18 protein-coding genes and 3 tRNA genes are annotated in these 16,188 nt (G+C 73.7%); 16 read left to right on the plus strand and 5 right to left on the minus strand.

The genetic code is table 11. From position 1 onward, the window contains the following. Nucleotides 1–337 precede the first annotated feature (337 nt). The 5 genes from OSB71_RS01005 to OSB71_RS01025 all read left to right on the plus strand — a co-directional run bounded on the left by OSB71_RS01005 (nt 338) and on the right by OSB71_RS01025 (nt 3,403). On the plus strand, nt 338–1,126 hold the full coding sequence (locus OSB71_RS01005) for a fumarylacetoacetate hydrolase family protein (protein WP_265943075.1): 789 nt from the start codon (nt 338–340) through the stop codon (nt 1,124–1,126). After that, nucleotides 1,119–2,627, plus strand: coding sequence for a glutamate--tRNA ligase (gltX, locus tag OSB71_RS01010; RefSeq protein ID WP_265943077.1), 1,509 nt, complete (start codon nt 1,119–1,121; stop codon nt 2,625–2,627). Before OSB71_RS01005 ends, gltX begins: the two co-directional genes overlap by 8 nt. A gap of 505 nt (nt 2,628–3,132) precedes the next feature. Next, a tRNA-Gln gene (locus tag OSB71_RS01015) sits at nt 3,133–3,204 on the plus strand. Between the two features lie 26 nt (nt 3,205–3,230). After that, nucleotides 3,231–3,303 (plus strand) — tRNA-Glu (locus OSB71_RS01020). A gap of 27 nt (nt 3,304–3,330) precedes the next feature. Beyond that, nucleotides 3,331–3,403, plus strand: a tRNA-Glu gene (locus OSB71_RS01025). Nucleotides 3,404–3,610: 207 nt separating this feature from the next. On the opposite strand, the gene OSB71_RS01030 is transcribed toward OSB71_RS01025, so the two are convergent. Then, entirely contained in the window at nt 3,611–4,264 is a 654-nt protein-coding gene (locus OSB71_RS01030) for a MerR family transcriptional regulator (RefSeq protein WP_265943079.1), read from the minus strand. A 165-nt stretch (nt 4,265–4,429) separates the two neighbouring features. On the opposite strand from OSB71_RS01030, the gene OSB71_RS01035 reads away from it, so the two are divergent. Further along, nucleotides 4,430–4,927: a DUF4188 domain-containing protein gene (locus tag OSB71_RS01035; RefSeq protein ID WP_265943081.1), complete on the plus strand. Its 498-nt coding sequence runs from the start codon at nt 4,430–4,432 to the stop codon at nt 4,925–4,927. Nucleotides 4,928–4,939: 12 nt separating this feature from the next. Here OSB71_RS01035 and ndgR read toward each other — a convergent pair whose 3' ends face one another. Then, complete coding sequence (gene ndgR, locus OSB71_RS01040; protein ID WP_265943083.1) at nt 4,940–5,665, minus strand: IclR family transcriptional regulator NdgR; 726 nt, start codon at nt 5,663–5,665, stop codon at nt 4,940–4,942. A gap of 151 nt (nt 5,666–5,816) precedes the next feature. Between ndgR and leuC the strand changes: the two genes are divergently transcribed. The 5 genes from leuC to OSB71_RS01065 all read left to right on the plus strand — a co-directional run bounded on the left by leuC (nt 5,817) and on the right by OSB71_RS01065 (nt 9,549). After that, on the plus strand, nt 5,817–7,250 hold the full coding sequence (gene leuC / locus OSB71_RS01045; RefSeq protein ID WP_265943085.1) for a 3-isopropylmalate dehydratase large subunit: 1,434 nt from the start codon (nt 5,817–5,819) through the stop codon (nt 7,248–7,250). Between the two features lie 3 nt (nt 7,251–7,253). Beyond that, nucleotides 7,254–7,847 carry a 3-isopropylmalate dehydratase small subunit gene (leuD, locus tag OSB71_RS01050; protein WP_265943087.1) on the plus strand — a complete coding sequence of 198 codons (594 nt, stop codon included), beginning with the start codon at nt 7,254–7,256 and terminating at the stop codon, nt 7,845–7,847. Between the two features lie 274 nt (nt 7,848–8,121). Then, on the plus strand, nt 8,122–8,346 hold the full coding sequence (locus OSB71_RS01055; RefSeq protein ID WP_265943089.1) for an SCO5555 family protein: 225 nt from the start codon (nt 8,122–8,124) through the stop codon (nt 8,344–8,346). A gap of 126 nt (nt 8,347–8,472) precedes the next feature. Next, entirely contained in the window at nt 8,473–9,114 is a 642-nt protein-coding gene (locus tag OSB71_RS01060; RefSeq protein ID WP_265943091.1) for an HU family DNA-binding protein, read from the plus strand. 231 nt (nt 9,115–9,345) lie between these two features. Further along, entirely contained in the window at nt 9,346–9,549 is a 204-nt protein-coding gene (locus tag OSB71_RS01065; RefSeq protein WP_265943093.1) for a hypothetical protein, read from the plus strand. Here the strand turns inward: OSB71_RS01065 and cofC are convergent. Further along, the gene (gene cofC / locus OSB71_RS01070; RefSeq protein WP_265943096.1) at nt 9,521–10,180 is read right to left on the minus strand and encodes a 2-phospho-L-lactate guanylyltransferase; all 660 of its coding nucleotides are present in this window, start codon (nt 10,178–10,180) and stop codon (nt 9,521–9,523) included. The genes OSB71_RS01065 and cofC overlap by 29 nt on opposite strands. 175 nt (nt 10,181–10,355) lie before the next feature. Between cofC and OSB71_RS01075 the strand changes: the two genes are divergently transcribed. From OSB71_RS01075 to OSB71_RS01085, 3 genes are all read left to right on the plus strand, one after another. Then, nucleotides 10,356–11,141, plus strand: coding sequence for a lysophospholipid acyltransferase family protein (locus tag OSB71_RS01075; protein ID WP_265943101.1), 786 nt, complete (start codon nt 10,356–10,358; stop codon nt 11,139–11,141). Then, nucleotides 11,138–12,139 carry an NAD(P)H-dependent glycerol-3-phosphate dehydrogenase gene (locus OSB71_RS01080; RefSeq protein ID WP_265943103.1) on the plus strand — a complete coding sequence of 334 codons (1,002 nt, stop codon included), beginning with the start codon at nt 11,138–11,140 and terminating at the stop codon, nt 12,137–12,139. Before OSB71_RS01075 ends, OSB71_RS01080 begins: the two co-directional genes overlap by 4 nt. Nucleotides 12,140–12,259: 120 nt before the next feature. Further along, entirely contained in the window at nt 12,260–13,414 is a 1,155-nt protein-coding gene (locus tag OSB71_RS01085) for a D-alanine--D-alanine ligase family protein (RefSeq protein ID WP_265943105.1), read from the plus strand. Nucleotides 13,415–13,539: 125 nt separating this feature from the next. On the opposite strand, the gene OSB71_RS01090 is transcribed toward OSB71_RS01085, so the two are convergent. Both OSB71_RS01090 and OSB71_RS01095 read right to left on the minus strand, forming a co-directional pair. Then, the gene (locus OSB71_RS01090; RefSeq protein ID WP_265943107.1) at nt 13,540–14,025 is read right to left on the minus strand and encodes a DUF3515 domain-containing protein; all 486 of its coding nucleotides are present in this window, start codon (nt 14,023–14,025) and stop codon (nt 13,540–13,542) included. A 19-nt stretch (nt 14,026–14,044) separates the two neighbouring features. Further along, nucleotides 14,045–14,278: an Lrp/AsnC family transcriptional regulator gene (locus tag OSB71_RS01095; RefSeq protein ID WP_265943109.1), complete on the minus strand. Its 234-nt coding sequence runs from the start codon at nt 14,276–14,278 to the stop codon at nt 14,045–14,047. Nucleotides 14,279–14,406: 128 nt separating this feature from the next. Between OSB71_RS01095 and OSB71_RS01100 the strand changes: the two genes are divergently transcribed. Next, nucleotides 14,407–15,369, plus strand: a complete 963-nt coding sequence (locus OSB71_RS01100; RefSeq protein ID WP_265943350.1) for a thiamine-phosphate kinase — start codon at nt 14,407–14,409, stop codon at nt 15,367–15,369. Continuing rightward, nucleotides 15,366–16,154 carry a bifunctional hydroxymethylpyrimidine kinase/phosphomethylpyrimidine kinase gene (gene thiD, locus OSB71_RS01105; protein WP_265943111.1) on the plus strand — a complete coding sequence of 263 codons (789 nt, stop codon included), beginning with the start codon at nt 15,366–15,368 and terminating at the stop codon, nt 16,152–16,154. The genes OSB71_RS01100 and thiD overlap by 4 nt, the downstream gene beginning before the upstream one ends. Nucleotides 16,155–16,188: the final 34 nt, after the last annotated feature.

Raw genomic sequence — 16,188 nt, forward strand, 5'->3', positions numbered from 1 at the left:
CGCCCGGCGACGGGTCGCGGACGGCGCCCGGCCGGTGTCCGCCGTGCCACCGCCGGCCCCGGCGCGCCGTCCGCGTCCGACGTGCGGGGGGCGGACGGCGCGCCGGGCGCCGCGTCCCAGCCGGAAGCGCCCGACGCGGTGGCCCGGCAGGGGTGGCCCGGGCGCGGCGGCCCGGCGCGGCGGCGGCCCGGGACAGGCCGCGGGCGCGCGCCGGGGGAGTGGCGCCGCCCCCTTGCCGCGGCCGGACCGGGGACGCCGGCACCGGCCCGTGCCGGTCGGGCCGGTGCCAGCGGATACGCTGGAGCGTCACCGTCCGCGACGCTTGTGAAGGGCAACCGTGCGCATCGCCAGATTCTCCATCGACGGCACCGTCGGCTTCGGCGTGGTAGAGGAGGGGGAATCCGGCGTCGAGGCGTCCGGTCCCGTGCTCGACATCATCAAGGGCCACCCCTTCGGCGAGTTCGAGCGTTCGGGCCAGAAGGTCCCCGTCAGCCAGGTGCGCCTCCTCGCCCCCGTCCTGCCCAGCAAGGTCGTCGCCGTCGGCCGCAACTACGCCGAGCACGCCGAGGAGCTGGGCAACACCGTCCCCGACACCCCCGTCGTCTTCCTCAAGCCGTCGACGTCGGTGAGCGGGCCGGGGGACCCGGTGACCTACCCCGCGTTCAGCGCCGAGCTGCACCACGAGGCGGAGCTGGCCGTCGTCATCGGCCGCCTGTGCCACCAGGTGCCGCGCGAACGCGTTCCCGAGGTCGTCCTCGGCTACACCTGCGCCAACGACCTCACCGCGCGCGACGTGCAGCGGCGTGAGGAGCAGTGGGCGCGGGCCAAGGGCTTCGACGGCTCCTGCCCGCTCGGCCCGTGGGTGGAGACGGACCTGGACCCCGCGAACGTCACCGTCTCCTGCACGGTCAACGGCGAGCAGCGCCAGCTCGGCCGCACCGGCGAGATGGTGCGCTCGGTGGCGGACCTGGTCGTGCACGTCTCGGAGGCCATGACGCTGCTGCCCGGCGACGTCATCCTCACCGGCACCCCCGCGGGCGTCGGCCCGCTCAACGTCGGCGACGAGGTCGCCGTCACCATCGAAGGCATCGGCACTCTCACCAACAAGGTGATCAAGCGTGGCTAGCGCAGCAAACCCGGCGGACGTCCGGGTCCGTTTCTGTCCCTCGCCGACCGGCAACCCCCACGTGGGCATGGTCCGCACCGCCCTGTTCAACTGGGCGTTCGCCCGCCACCACGGCGGCACCCTGGTGTTCCGCATCGAGGACACCGACGCCGCGCGCGACTCCGAGGAGTCCTACGAGCAGTTGCTCGACGCGATGCGCTGGCTCGGCCTCGACTGGGACGAGGGCCCCGAGGTCGGCGGCCCGCACGCCCCCTACCGCCAGTCCCAGCGCATGGAGCTCTACGCCGACGTGGCCGAGCGGCTCCTCGCGGCCGGCCACGCCTACCGCTGCTACTGCACCACCGAGGAGCTGGACGCCCGCCGCGAGGCCGCCCGGGCGGCGGGGCGCCCCTCCGGCTACGACGGGCTGTGCCGCGACCTCCCCGACGAGCGGCGGGCCGCGTACGAGGCGGAGGGCCGCACCTCCATCGTCCGGTTCCGGATGCCCGACGAGGCGATCACCTTCACCGACCTGGTCCGCGGCGACCTCACCTTCCAGCCCGAGAACGTGCCGGACTTCGGCATCGTCCGGGCGAACGGCGCCCCGCTCTACACGCTGGTCAACCCCGTCGACGACGCGCTGATGGAGATCACCCACGTGCTGCGCGGCGAGGACCTGCTGTCCTCCACGCCGCGCCAGATCGCGCTGTACCGGGCGCTGGCCGAGATCGGCGTCGGCAAGGGCACGGTACCGGAGTTCGGACACCTGCCCTACGTCATGGGGGAGGGGAACAAGAAGCTCTCCAAGCGGCAGCCGGAGTCCTCGCTCAACCTCTACCGCGAGCGCGGCTTCCTGCCCGAAGGCCTGCTGAACTACCTGTCCCTGCTCGGGTGGTCGATCGCCGAGGACCGCGACATCTTCTCCATGCCGGAGATGGTGGAGGCCTTCGAGATCACGGCCGTCAACGCCAACCCGGCACGCTTCGACTTGAAGAAGGCCGAGGCGATCAACGCCACCCACCTGCGCGAACTGTCCGTCGAGGACTTCACCGCGGCCTGTGCGCCGTGGCTGCGCGAGCCCTACGCGCCCTGGCGGCCCGAGGCGTTCGACCCGGCCGCCTTCGCCGCGCTCGCCCCGCTGGCCCAGACGCGCCTGACCGTGCTCTCCGACATCACCGCCAACGTCGACTTCCTCTTCCTCGACGAGCCGGTGTCCGACGAGGCGTCCTGGGCGAAGGCGATGAAGCCCGGCGCCGGGGACGTGCTGCGCAGCATCCACTCCCGGCTGTCGGACCTGGCGGGTGACGCCTGGCGCGCGGAGCCGCTGAAGGAGGCCGTGCTGGCGGCGGGCGAGGCGCACGGGCTGAAGCTCGGCAAGGCGCAGGCGCCGCTGCGGGTGGCCGTCACCGGCCGCACGGTCGGCCTGCCGCTGTTCGAGTCGCTGGAACTCCTCGGCCGCGCCCGCACGCTGGACCGGGTCGACACCGCCCTGGCCAAGCTCGCGGCCCAGCCGGAGAGCTGACGCCCGCACGGCGGCGACGGACGGCGGCGGACGGCGGCGTGCGTCGGGCGGCGGCGACTGGCGGCGGCGAAGGCGACGGGCGCCGGGCGACGGAGTGCTGGGGCGCGGGTGTGGGCCCCAGCGGACGGGGCCTGGGTGTCGGCGCCTGCCGGGCACGTGTCCCGACGCGGGCGGGCGTGCGCGGCACGACGCGGGCGCGCGGGGCGTGCGGGTGTCGCTCGCGCGTGCGCCCACGCGTCGGGCGTCGGCCCGCCCGCTCCGGGTGCCGGCTCGGGTGCCGGCCCGCCCGTCTCGTGCACCCCACCGGCCCCGGAAGCCCCGTGGTTTCCGGGGCCGGCGTGCGTCGCCGGGCCGTCCGTCCCGTGCGGGGCGGGCCCAACCCGTTTTGGAGCACCGTCGTCGATCGGGTAATGTTCTTCCTGTCGCCGAACGGGGCGGGCCGGAAGGCCGGACCACCGGGAGGCGGCCACCCGAACGAAGCTCCCAGCCGGGGGTTGAATTCTGGTGGGGTATGGTGTAATTGGCAGCACGACTGATTCTGGTTCAGTTAGTCTAGGTTCGAGTCCTGGTACCCCAGCGCGATCTGTTCTCAGCCAGATCGATGCCCCCGTTGTGTAGCGGCCTAGCACGCCGCCCTCTCAAGGCGGTAGCGCCGGTTCGAATCCGGTCGGGGGTACTCGGCCCTTTCCAGGGTCATGCTGGGGCCCCCGTTGTGTAGCGGCCTAGCACGCCGCCCTCTCAAGGCGGTAGCGCCGGTTCGAATCCGGTCGGGGGTACTCGATCACGGAAAGCCCCGCACTCTTGTGGTGCGGGGCTTTCCGCGTTATCGGGTTCTCCCCCGTCCCGCCCAGCCCGGCCAGCCCGCCCGTCCCGTCCGCCCACGCCGTCGCTCGCCGTCGACCTGGGCCGGGCCCTGCCGGCGCCGGGGGCCGCGGCGCCGGGTGCCGTGAGGGCCGGGCGCCGCGGCCCCCGTCCCCGCGCGTTCAGCCACCGGCTTCCGGGGCGGCGTCGGTGAAGCGCCGGGTGGACTCCTCGGCGTGCGCCATGCGGCGCAGGCTGAGCAGGACCGGCTCGTACAGCACCGTGAGCGCCACGGCGGCCTCCAGGCGCGTCGTGGGCGCCTGGAACTGCTCGATGAGGTCGATGTCGTGCACCGCGAGGTCTCCGGCCAGCTCGCCGTAGGGCAGCAGACGGTCGACGTCGCAGGGGTAGCCGAGCTCCAGCAGGGTGGTGAGGGCGGACACGAGCATGCCGTACGCGGCGCTTTCGGAGGCCGCCCGGTGCCAGCCCAGGCGTTCCAGCAGCGCGGAGGCGGTCCGCTCCGCCGTCCGCAGCACCTCGGCGCCGGCGGTCGGCTCCGGGCCGCGCGGGAGCGCCTCGACGGCCGTGCCGAGCCGGGTGGTGAGGTCCACGGAGTCGTCCTCGACGGCCGCGAGCACCTGCCGCGCGGTGGCCACGGGCACGCGTCCGACCTGGATGAGAGCGCGCACGAGCCCGAGTCGGCGCACGTGCTCCTCGCCGTACTCGGCCTGGGTGGCGGAGACCCGCTCCCCGGGGGGCAGCAGACCTTCGCGCAGGTAGTACTTGATCGTCGCCGTGGGCACGCCGCTCAGTGCGCTCAGTTCCGCCAGTCGCATGCCGCGATTCTCCGCCGTGGCGGGGTCCCGTCCACGCGCAGGTCCGCGGTTCACCCTTCGGAGCCCTTGCCGCGCCCGTGGGAGAGTGACACTATCCAAGAGTCGGATAGCGGGGCTCTCCAACACGGCACGGGTCGCGAGGGCAACACACACCATGGGGGCGAGATGCGACAGAAGGTCATCGACGGGCGGACGACGGCGGCGGCCGAGGGGGAGGTCACGGTGTTCCTCATCGGCATGCGCATCAACCGGTTCCGGCACGTGCGGAGCTGGTGGCCGGCGTTCGTGGCGATGCCGAGGATGCTCCGGGAGCTGAGCCGGGAGGGCGGCGGCCTGCTGGGCTACCGGCTCCTGGTCGGCGGGCCGCGGCTGTTCACCGTCATCCAGTACTGGTCGTCACCCGAGGAGCTGCTCGCCTACGCGTCGGCGCCGGAGAGGGCGCACCGTCCGGCGTGGGCGGCGTTCAACCGGGGGATACGCGAGGGTGGGGGCGCCGTGGGCATCTGGCACGAGACGTACGTGGTCCCGGCGGGCGCCCACGAGTCGGTGTACGCCTGGATGCCGCCCTCGGGGCTGGGGGCGGCCACGGGTGTCGTCCCGGTCGGGCGGCGCGGTGAGCGCGCGGCCGACCGGCTGCACCGGGCGCGTCGGCCCCAGCCCTGAGAAGCGTCCGGTTCAGCCGCGGCGCAGGGCGTCGGAGAGGCGGTTGGCGGCGTCGACGATCGCCTGCGCGTGCATCCGTCCCGGGTGCCGCGTCAGGCGCTCGATGGGCCCGGAGACCGAGACGGCGGCGACGACGCGGTTGGACGGTCCGCGTACCGGCGCGGAGACGGACGCGACCCCCGGTTCCCGCTCGCCGACCGACTGCGCCCAGCCGCGGCGCCGCACGCCGGAGAGGGCGGTGGCGGTGAAGCGGGCGCCCTGGAGGCCCCGGTGCAACCGCTCGGGCTCCTCCCAGGCCATCAGGATCTGAGCGGCGGACCCGGCCTTCATGGGCAGGGTGGAGCCGACGGGCACGGTGTCGCGCAGGCCGGACAGGCGCTCGGCCGCGGCCACGCAGATCCGCATGTCGCCCTGGCGGCGGTAGAGCTGCGCGCTCTCCCCGGTGACGTCGCGCAGGTGCGTCAGCACGGGCCCGGCCGAGGCCAGCAGGCGGTCCTCCCCGGCCGCCGCGGCCAGCTCGGACAGCCGGGGCCCGAGTATGAACCGGCCCTGCATGTCCCGGGCCACGAAGCGGTGGTGCTCCAGGGCCACCGCGAGCCGGTGCGCCGTGGGGCGCGCCAGGCCGGTAGCGCCCACCAGCCCGGCCAGCGTGGCCGGACCGGACTCCAGAGCGCTCAGTACCAGAGCTGCCTTGTCGAGAACGCCCACACCACTTGAGGCGCCGCTAGAGTTGTCCATGCGTCGATACTCGCGTCTCACATTACGAAACGCAAGTTCAATCCGGCGCGAAACCCGCCACGCTGGGGTGACGGCCGCCACCCGGGGAGTCGAACGGGTGGGGCGAGGTCTCTAGATGTGGTCGGCGGCGTGGCCGGCCGGAGGGATAGCGATGGGACGGACACTCGCGGAAAAGGTCTGGGACGACCACGTCGTCCGGCGTGCTGAGGGAGAGCCGGACCTGCTCTACATCGACCTGCACCTGCTGCACGAGGTGACCAGCCCGCAGGCCTTCGACGGGCTGCGCAAGAACGGTCGGCAGGTGCGTCGCACGGATCTCACCATCGCGACCGAGGACCACAACACCCCCACCCTCGACATCGACAAGCCCATCGCCGACCCGGTCTCGCGCACCCAGCTCGAAACCCTGCGGAAGAACTGCGCGGACTTCGGCGTGCGGCTGCACCCGCTGGGCGACGTCGAGCAGGGCGTCGTCCACGTCGTGGGACCGCAGCTCGGGCTGACGCAGCCGGGGACGACGGTGGTCTGCGGCGACAGCCACACCTCCACGCACGGCGCCTTCGGCGCGCTGGCCTTCGGCATCGGCACCAGCCAGGTGGAGCACGTGCTGGCCACCCAGACGCTGCCGCTGGCCCCGTTCCGCACGATGGCGGTCACCGTCAACGGCGAGCTGCCGGCCGACGTCACCGCCAAGGACCTGATCCTGGCCGTCATCGCGCGTATCGGCACCGGCGGAGGCCAGGGCTACGTGCTGGAGTACCGCGGTGAGGCCATCGAGAAGCTGTCGATGGAAGCGCGGATGACCATCTGCAACATGTCCATCGAGGCCGGCGCCCGGGCGGGCATGATCGCTCCGGACGAGACCACGTTCGCCTACCTCCAGGGCCGCCCGCACGCCCCCGAGGGCCCTGAGTGGGACGCGGCCGTGGAGTACTGGCGCACGCTGCGCACGGACGACGACGCGGTGTTCGACCACGAGGTGGTCATCGAGGCCGCCGAACTGGCGCCGTTCGTCACCTGGGGCACCAACCCCGGCCAGGGCGCGCCGCTGTCGGCCGCGGTGCCCGAGCCCGCCACCTTCGACGACCCCAGCGAGCGGTACGCGGCGGAGAAGGCGCTGGAGTACATGGGCCTGTCCGCGGGGCAGCCGCTGCGCGACATCGCCGTGGACACGGTGTTCGTCGGCTCCTGCACCAACGGCCGCATCGAGGACCTGCGCTCGGCCGCCGCCGTGCTGGAGGGCCGCCAGGTGGCCGACGGCGTGCGGATGCTGGTCGTGCCCGGCTCCGTACGCGTGGCGCTGCAGGCGGTGGAGGAGGGGCTGGACCAGGTGTTCACCGCGGCGGGTGCCGAGTGGCGGCACGCCGGGTGCTCGATGTGCCTGGGGATGAACCCCGACCAACTCGCGCCGGGGGAGCGCTCGGCGTCCACCTCCAACCGCAACTTCGAGGGCCGTCAGGGCAAGGGCGGGCGCACCCACCTGGTCTCGCCCCCGGTGGCCGCCGCCACGGCGGTGCTGGGCCACCTGGCCTCACCGGCCGACCTGTCCGATGTCGCCGACCACGCCGTGCCCGCGGGAGTCTGAACCATGGAAGCCTTCACCACGCACACCGGTCGGGTCGTCCCGCTGCGCCGCAGCAACGTGGACACCGACCAGATCATCCCCGCCCACTGGCTGAAGAAGGTCACCAGGGACGGCTTCGAGGACGGGCTGTTCGAGGCCTGGCGCAAGGACGAGGCATTCGTCCTCAACCAGCCGGAGCGGCGGGGCGCCACGGTCCTGGTCGCCGGGCCCGACTTCGGAACCGGCTCCTCCCGGGAGCACGCCGTCTGGGCGCTGCAGAACTACGGCTTCAAGGCCGTGATCTCCTCGCGCTTCGCGGACATCTTCCGGGGCAATTCGCTGAAGAACGGCCTGCTCACGGTCGTCCTGCCGCAGCCGGTGGTCGACCGGCTGTGGGAGCTGGCCGAGACGGACCCCACGGCGGAGGTCACCGTGGACCTGGTGGCGCGCAAGGTGCTCGCGCCCGGTGTCGAGGCAGACTTCGAGCTGGACGAGAACGCCCGCTGGCGGCTGCTGAAGGGCCTGGACGACATCAGCATCACGCTCCAGAACGAGGACGCCGTCGCCGCCTACGAGGCGCTCCGCCCGTCGTTCAAACCGCGCACGCAGGTGGCCTGATGCGCCGGCTGAATCCGCGCTGAATCCGGCGCTGAACCGGGCCGGTGCCGTGGCCCCGGGTCCCCGTTCGCAGCAACGCAGTGCCCCCGTTCTCCGGAACGGGGGCACTGCGTTTTCCGTCGCCACGCCACGTTTTGGGCGGTTTGAAGTACACCGGTTGACGCGCCAGTTGGCTGGAAAGGTAGCCTGTGTGGCTGGAACCGCACTGGTTGCGCCGGACGGCGCGTTGACGCCTCCTGAGGCGACAACTCCCCCCAGATGGCACAATCGGTGCATGGAAGGCGACGACGAACTGGCTCTGTACGGTCTCGTCGCCGACCGGCTGAAGGAAGCGCACGCCAAGGTGCGCGCACTGCAAGTCCCGGAGGGCGAACGGGAGGCGCTCGTCCGGAAGCTGCTCGTCATCACGGCCGCGGCGAAGCACGACCTGGCCTCGGCGGCGCAGCGGCTCGAACGGCTGATGGAGGAGATCGACGGCCGCCGCTTCCCTTCTGCATGACCCGGCAGACTCGTTGCGGCACAAGGGTGATTAGCCCGTTTCGTGTTTGATTTGCGGTATATATCTGCCTACCGTGCGAAAAGGCTTGAACACATTCGTTCCGGCAATGCCTCCGAAGGGGAAGACGTGAACAAGGCGCAGCTCGTTGAAGCAATCCAAGACAAGCTGGGCGGCCGCCAGCAGGCCGCGGACGCGGTCGATCACGTACTGGACGCGATTGTCCGCACCGTGTGTGCGGGCGAGCGCGTCTCGGTCACCGGTTTCGGCTCGTTCGAGAAGGTCGAGCGCCCCGCCCGCTACGCCCGCAACCCGCAGACCGGCGAGCGCGTGCGCGTCAAGAAGACCGCGGTGCCGCGCTTCCGCGCGGGCCAGGGTTTCAAGGATCTGGTGAGCGGGGCGAAGAAGCTCCCCAAGAACGACGTCGCGGTCAAGAAGGCCCCCAAGGGCAGCCTCTCGGGCGGCACGGCCACCAAGAAGGCCACCACCAAGAAGGCCGCCACCAAGAAGGCGACCGCGGCCAAGAAGTCCGCCCCCGCGAAGAAGTCCGCGCCGACGAAGGCGGCGGCGCAGAAGTCCACGGCGAAGAAGTCGGCGCCGGCGAAGTCCGCGGCGAAGAAGTCCACGGGCACCCAGGCCGCGAAGAAGTCCGCGGCGAAGAAGACCACCGCCAAGAAGGCCCCGGCCAAGAAGAGCACCGCGAAGAAGGCGCCCGCCCGCAAGACCAGCGCCCGCAAGACCACTGCCAAGAAGACCACCCGCAACCGGTGAGCGCGGGCCGTGCGGTCGGGCCGGGCCCCTCGGGGGAGCCCGGCCCGCGGCCGTTCGGGCCCGTGGGCCGGGCCCGCGGCGGCGGGCGGCCTCCGTGTCCGCCCGCGGCCTCCCCGGCGGCGCGGCCTTCCCGAGCCGCAGGGGGCCGTGCGAGCCGCGCGGTACCTGCGGTGCGCGTGGGTCGTGCGGGCCGCACCTGCCCGGTCGCGCGCAGGCCGTAGGCTCTGCCCCATGCAGGCCACCGCGTACACCTACGATCCGCAGACCCGCACGGGCAGCGTGCTGCTGGACGACGGCACGCCCGTGCCCTTCGACGCGCCCGCCTTCGACGCGGGTGGCCTGCGGCTGCTGCGCCCCGGCCAGCGGGTGCGCATCGAGACCGAGGGGGGCGGAGCGGACGGCAGCATCACGCTGGTGACGCTGCAGACACTGTGAGCGTGTGGCGCCCCAGCCCCAGCGCCCGGGCGGCGGCCAGGTCGGCGCCGGTGTCCACGTCCCGGCGCACGCTGTCCACCCCGCGCAACGCCAGTTCCCGCGCCCCGGAGGCCTGGTGGCGGCGCCGCGAATCCGCACCGAAGGCGGGGGCCAATTTTCGCGCCGGCCCGGCCGAGAGGAACGTCGTACCGATTCCCGCCGCGTCCGGCAGAAAAGCGCGGGGGAATTGCGCCGCCGCTCCCAGCACCCGCGTCAATTCCACCGTGCGCAGTGCCGGCAGGTCGGCGTTGAGCGCCGCCACCGCCGCGCGGGGCGAGCGCGCCCGCAGCGTCGCGGCGCCGTGGGCGAGCGCCGCGTTCAGGCCGTCGTCCGGGACGTCCGGCAGCACCCGCGCCCCCAGCGCGGCGAGCTCCCGCCGCGCGCGCCGGTCGTTGGTGACAACCACCACATCGCGCACCAGTGGACAGGCCAGCGCGGCGCTGACCGTGTCCAGGGCGAAGGCGAGCGCCAGGCGTGGCCGCAGCGCTTCGCCCGAGGTCGTGGACAGCCTGCTCTTGGCCCGCTCCAGCGGCTTCAGCGGAACGAGCAGGGACCAGCCCGCCCGCGCACCGCTCGTCGTCTCACCCAGCATCGGGCCCATTCTCACCCGGCCCCGGGGCCCGGGGTTACGGTGTCCTCGACAGCGTCGCCGCCCAGGGCCACACTTGTGCGGTTGTCCCCGCCCGCCAGCCCCCCGCCGTCCGGCGCGGCGAGCTTCGGCCGGGGCGAGCAGGGTGAGAGCAGCAGCAAGAGGAGATGGTGTTCCGGTGTCCCGCCGAAAGATCGGGTTCTGGTACCGCTTGGCGGCGGTCATCGCCAAACCGGCACTGCTCACCTTCTTCAAGCGCGACTGGCGCGGAGTGGAGCACATTCCCCGGGAGGGTGGATTCATCGTCGCGGTGAACCACAATTCCTACCTGGACCCGCTCTCCTACGCGCACTACCAGTACAACACCGGACGCGTGCCGCGCTTCCTCGCCAAGAACAGCCTCTTCGGCAGCGGCTTCGTCGGTGCCGTGATGCGCGGAACCGGCCAGATCCCGGTCTACCGCGAGTCCACCGACGCCGTCGGCGCGTTCCGGGCGGCGGTGGAGGCCGTCAACCAGGGCGAGTGCGTGGCGTTCTACCCCGAGGGCACCCTCACCCGCGACCCGGACCTGTGGCCGATGGAGGGCAAGACCGGCGCCGCCCGCGTCGCCCTGCTCACCCGGGCCCCCGTCATCCCCGTCGCCCAGTGGGGCGCGCACGAGGCCGTGCCGCCGTACGCCAGGTCCCGGCGGGTGCGGCTCTTCCCCCGCAAGACGCTGCGCGTGCAGGCGGGGCCGCCGGTGGACCTGAGCCGCTTCTACGGCAAGGAGCTCACCAGTGAGGTGCTGCGCGGGGCGACGGAGACGATTATGGACGCCGTCACCGCCCAGCTCGCCGAGGTCCGCGGGGAGCCCGCGCCCGCCGAGCGCTACGACCAGCGCAAGGCCGCGGCGCGGGCGCGTGCCGCACGGCGGACGGCCGAGCGCGGCCGCGGTGCGCCGGCCGCCGAGGAGGAGAACGCGTGACCAGGGCAGCCGTCTTCGGTACCGGCTCCTGGGGCACCGCCTTCGGCATGGTGCTCGCCGACGCGGGCTGCGAGGTGACCCTGTGGGGGCGCCGCCCGGAGCTGGCCGAGGCCGTCAACACCACGCACACCAACCCCGACTACCTGCCAGGGGTCGAGCTCCCCACCCGCCTGCGGGCCACCACCGACCCGGCCGAGGCCGCCCGCGACGCCGAGTTCACGGTCCTGGCCGTGCCGTCGCAGACCCTGCGCGAGAACCTGGCCCGGTGGACGCCGCTGCTGGCGCCCGGCACCGTGCTGGTGTCGCTGATGAAGGGCGTCGAGCTGGGCAGCACCAAGCGCATGAGCGAGGTCGTCCAGGAGGTGACCGGGGTCGGCGCCGAGCGGGTCGCGGTCCTCTCCGGGCCCAATCTCGCCAAGGAGATCGCCGCGCGCCGGCCCGCCGCGTCCGTCGTGGCCTGCGTGGACGAACAGGTCGCCCAGCGGCTCCAGAAGGCGTGCCACACCCCGTACTTCCGCCCCTACACCAACACCGACGTGGTGGGCTGCGAGCTGGGGGGCGCGGTGAAGAACGTCATCGGGCTCGCCGTGGGCATCGCCGACGGCATGGGGCTCGGCGACAACGCCAAGGCCTCCCTCATCACCCGCGGCCTCGCCGAGACGGCCCGCCTGGGCGCGGCCCTCGGCGCCGACCAGGCCACCTTCGCCGGACTGGCGGGACTGGGCGACCTCGTCGCCACCTGCTCCTCGCCGCTGTCGCGCAACCACACCTTCGGCACCAACCTGGGCCGCGGCATGACCCTGGAGGAGACGATCGCCGTCACCCGGCAGACGGCCGAGGGCGTGAAGTCGTGCCGGTCGGTGCTCGACCTGGCGCGGCGGCACGGCGTGGAGACGCCGATCACCGAGACCGTGGTGGGCATCGTCCACCAGGGCAAGCCGCCGCTGGTGGCGCTCAAGGAGCTGATGGGGCGCAGCGCCAAGGCCGAGGGCGGCTAGCCCGGGCGGGGGCGTCGGCTAGCCCGGGCGGGGGCGTCGGCTGGCCCGGGCGGGGCGTCGGCTGGCCCGGGCCGGGGCGGCGGCTGCGCCCCGCGCGGGGCAGCCGGTAATCTCGACGCGATGAGCACGCCAGAGAACCCCAGCTCCGCCGTCCGCCCGCCGCGCAAGCCGCGCGTCGCCGTCGTCTTCGGCGGCCGCAGCTCCGAGCACGGCATCTCGGTCCTCACGGCCGGCGCCGTGCTGCGCGCCATCGACCGTGAGAAGTACGACGTGCTGCCCATCGGCATCACCGTGGACGGCCGCTGGGCGCTGACCGCCGACGCGCCCGACCGCATGGCGATCACCGACCGCGAGCTGCCCAGCGTCGACGCGCTCGCGGAGTCGCCCGGCGGTGTCGTCCTCCCCGTCGACCCGGCCAGCCGGGAGGTGGTCTACACCGAGCCCGGCGTGGTCCCCAAGGCCCTGGGCGAGGTGGACGTCGTCTTCCCCGTCCTGCACGGCCCCTACGGCGAGGACGGCACCCTGCAGGGCCTGCTGGAGCTGTCCGGCGTGCCGTACGTGGGCTCGGGCGTGCTGTCCTCCGCGGTGGGCATGGACAAGGAGTACATGAAGCGGGTCTTCGCCTCCTTCGGCCTGCCCGTCGGCCCGTACACGGTCATCCGCCCGCGCGAGTGGGAGCAGGGCCGGACGGCCGCCCGCAAGAAGGTCGTCGACTTCGCCGCCGACCACGGCTGGCCGGTCTTCGTCAAGCCCGCGCGCGCGGGCTCCTCCATGGGCATCTCCAAGGTCGGGGACATCACCGGACTGGAGGATGCGGTCGAGGAGGCCCGCCGCCACGACCCGAAGGTCATCGTCGAGGCGACGCTGCGCGGCCGGGAGATCGAGTGCGGCGTGCTGGAGTTCGGCGACGGGCCGCAGGCCAGCGTCCCGGCCGAGATCCCGCCCGTCTCCAGCCACGACTTCTACGACTTCGAGGCCAAGTACATCGACTCGGCCACCGGCATCGTCCCCGCGCCGCTGACCCCGCGGGAGACGGCGGAGGTGCGGCGCCTGGCCGTGCTCGCCTTCGAGGCGGCCTCCTGCGAGGGCCTGGTCCGCGCGGACTTCTTCCTGACGGACGACGGCGGGTTCGTCATCAACGAGATCAACACGATGCCGGGCTTCACGCCGATCTCGATGTACCCGCGCATGTGGCAGGAGTCGGGCGTCTCCTACCCCGAACTCGTCGACCGGCTCATCCAGTCCGCGCTGCACCGCCCCACGGGCCTGCGCTGACGCACGCCACCGGCCCCGCCCGGAGCGGCCCCGCCCGGACGGCGGGCCGGGCCGCGCGGGGCGCCGCCGGGCGTGGCCTGCGAAACCGCCGCGGGGTCTTCGGGAGTGCTGCGTGGCCCTCGGGACTACAGCGGGGCCCGCGGGACCGCCTCGCGCACCGGCGCGGCCAGGTCGGTGAGCACGTTGACCTCCGGCGCGTACGCACCCGGCACGGTCACCTCCACGAACGCCGTGCGGCCGACCGTCGTGAAGCGGTAGCCGTCCTCCCGCTCCTCCAGCAGCCACTCGACGTCGTTCACGACGACCGCGTCCGCGGTGGGGTTGTAGTGTTCACTCCCGGGCGTCAGCCGTTCGGGGCGGGGCACACCGCAGCGCAGGTCGATGCCGGGGTCGCCCCACCGCGCGGTGTACGGCGAGCGCGGCGAGGTCGTGCCGCGGTCCTGGCCGTCCACCCGCTCGGGCAGTGCCTCGGCGAGCTGCCGGCAGGGCCCGGTGGCGGCGGCGGAGGGGCTGGGCACGGCGGGGCCGGACGCGGAGCCGGAGCAGGCGGCGGCCGCCAGGGCGAGGGCCCCGGCGAACGCCGCGGGAACGGCGCGGGGAAGACGACTCACGCCGCGAGCATACGGGGGGCTACAGGTGGACGACCGGGCAGGTCAGCGTGCGCGTGATGCCGTCCACGCGCTGCACTTCGGCCACGACGAGCCGGCCGAGCTCGTCGACCGTCTCGGCCTGTGCGCGCACGATGACGTCGTACGGCCCGGTCACGTCGTCGGCCTGCACGACGCCGGGCAGTTCGGAGATCACCGCGGCCACGGCCGAGGCCTTGCCGACCTCGGTCTGGACCAGGATGTACGCCTGTACCACGGAACCTCCAGGGCGGCTTCGAGGATCATGGAGTGGGAGGGGACGCCACGGTACCGCGTCGCCCCCACCAGCGGCGAGCATTGTGAAGGGGCAGACAGATGCTGAGTACCAGCGGAGGGGAGACGCCGGTGGGCGGGACGGTCGGAGAGCTGGGGGAGTTCGGCCTGATCCGGGAGCTGACCTCCCGGATCACCGCCACCCCGGCCGTGCGGATCGGCCCCGGTGACGACGCCGCGGTGGTCAGCGCCCCCGACCGGCGGGTCGTCGCCACGACGGACCTGCTGCTGGAAGGGCACCACTTCCGCCGGGACTGGTCGACGGCCTACGACGTCGGCCGCAAGGCGGCCGCGCAGAACCTGGCGGACATCGCCGCCATGGGCGCCGCCCCCACCGCGCTCCTGCTCGGCCTGGTGGTGCCCGCCGAGCTGCCCGCCACCTGGCCGGCCGAGCTGATGGACGGCCTGCGGGACGAGAGCCAGGTCGCCGGGGCCGCCGTCGTGGGCGGGGACGTCGTCCGGGGCGAGACGATCACCGTGGCCATCACGGCGCTGGGCGACCTCCAGGGGCGCGAGCCGGTCACGCGCGGCGGCGCGCACCCCGGCGACGTGGTGGCCGTCACCGGCTGGCTGGGCTGGTCGGCGGCCGGGTGGGCGATCCTGCAGCGGGGCTTCCGCTCGCCGCGGGCCTTCGTGGAGGCGCACCGGCGTCCCGAGCCGCCCTACCACGCGGGCCCGGCCGCCGCCGGCCTCGGCGCCACCGCCATGACGGACGTCAGCGACGGCCTGGTGGCCGACCTCGGGCACATCGCGCAGGCCAGCAAGGTCCGCATCGACCTGTGCACCGAGGCGTTCGACGTCCCCGCGCAGATGCACGACATCGGCCAGGCCGTCGGCGTCGACCCGATGCAGTGGGTGCTCACCGGCGGCGAGGACCACGCGATCGTGGCGACGTTCCCGGCCCACCGCAAGCTGCCCGCACGCTGGCGCGTCGTGGGCGAGGTGCTGCACCCGGCGGCCGAGCCGCGCGTCACGGTGAACGGCGCCCCCTGGGCCGCGGCCGGGGGCTGGGACCACTTCGGAGGAGAGACATGACCGCGCCCGCGCGCGTCCTGACCGTCGCCGGCTCGGACTCCGGCGGCGGCGCCGGCATCCAGGCCGACCTGAAGACCATGATGGCGCTCGGCACGCACGGCATGAGCGTGCTGACGGCCGTCACCGCGCAGAACTCGCTCGGCGTGCAGGGCGCCTGGGAGCTGCCCGCCGACGCCGTCCGCGCCCAGTTCCGCAGCGTCGTGGACGACATCGGGGTGCAGGCCGTCAAGACCGGCATGCTGGCCACGGCCGAGCTGGTGCACACCGTCGCCGAGCTGCTGACCGGCGTGGCCGTGCCCGTGGTCGTCGACCCGGTGGGCGTCTCCAAGCACGGGGACGCACTCCTGGCGGCCTCCGCGCTGGACGCGGTGCGCACCGAACTGCTCCCGCGCGCCACGGTGGCGACGCCCAACCTGGACGAAGTGGTCCAGCTCACCGGCGTGCGGGTGACCTCCCCGCGGGAGATGCGCGAGGCGGCCGACGCGGTGCTGCGGTACGGGCCGCGCTGGGCGCTGATCAAGGGCGGCCACCTGTCCGGCGAGGCCACCGACCTGCTCACCGACGGCCACGAGGAGCACTGGCTGCGGGCGCCGCGCCACCCGAACCGGCACACCCACGGCACGGGCTGCACGCTGGCGAGCGCGATCGCCGCCGAGCTGGCCAAGGGCGCCGACGTCCCGGCCGCGGCGGCCGCCGCCAAGGACTACGTCACCGGGGCCATCGCCGCCGGGTTCGCCCTGGGCGGGGGCATCGGCCCCGTCGACCACGCCTGGCGCCGACGCTAGCTGTATCGGCCTGTATCGGCCTGTATCGGCCTGT

It is taken from the genome of Streptomyces marinisediminis, from assembly GCF_026262575.1.
GTDB classification, from domain to species: Bacteria; Actinomycetota; Actinomycetes; order Streptomycetales; family Streptomycetaceae; genus Streptomyces; species Streptomyces marinisediminis.

Coding starts and splice junctions, on each gene's coding strand:
- OSB71_RS01030 (WP_265943079.1), bottom strand. CDS start 4,264: ATGCGACTGGCGGAACTGAGCGCACTGAGCGGCGTGCCCACGGCGACG.
- OSB71_RS01035 (WP_265943081.1), top strand. CDS start 4,430: ATGCGACAGAAGGTCATCGACGGGCGGACGACGGCGGCGGCCGAGGGG.
- ndgR (WP_265943083.1), bottom strand. CDS start 5,665: ATGGACAACTCTAGCGGCGCCTCAAGTGGTGTGGGCGTTCTCGACAAG.
- leuC (WP_265943085.1), top strand. CDS start 5,817: ATGGGACGGACACTCGCGGAAAAGGTCTGGGACGACCACGTCGTCCGG.
- leuD (WP_265943087.1), top strand. CDS start 7,254: ATGGAAGCCTTCACCACGCACACCGGTCGGGTCGTCCCGCTGCGCCGC.
- OSB71_RS01055 (WP_265943089.1), top strand. CDS start 8,122: ATGGAAGGCGACGACGAACTGGCTCTGTACGGTCTCGTCGCCGACCGG.
- OSB71_RS01065 (WP_265943093.1), top strand. CDS start 9,346: ATGCAGGCCACCGCGTACACCTACGATCCGCAGACCCGCACGGGCAGC.
- cofC (WP_265943096.1), bottom strand. CDS start 10,180: ATGCTGGGTGAGACGACGAGCGGTGCGCGGGCGGGCTGGTCCCTGCTC.
- OSB71_RS01085 (WP_265943105.1), top strand. CDS start 12,260: ATGAGCACGCCAGAGAACCCCAGCTCCGCCGTCCGCCCGCCGCGCAAG.
- thiD (WP_265943111.1), top strand. CDS start 15,366: ATGACCGCGCCCGCGCGCGTCCTGACCGTCGCCGGCTCGGACTCCGGC.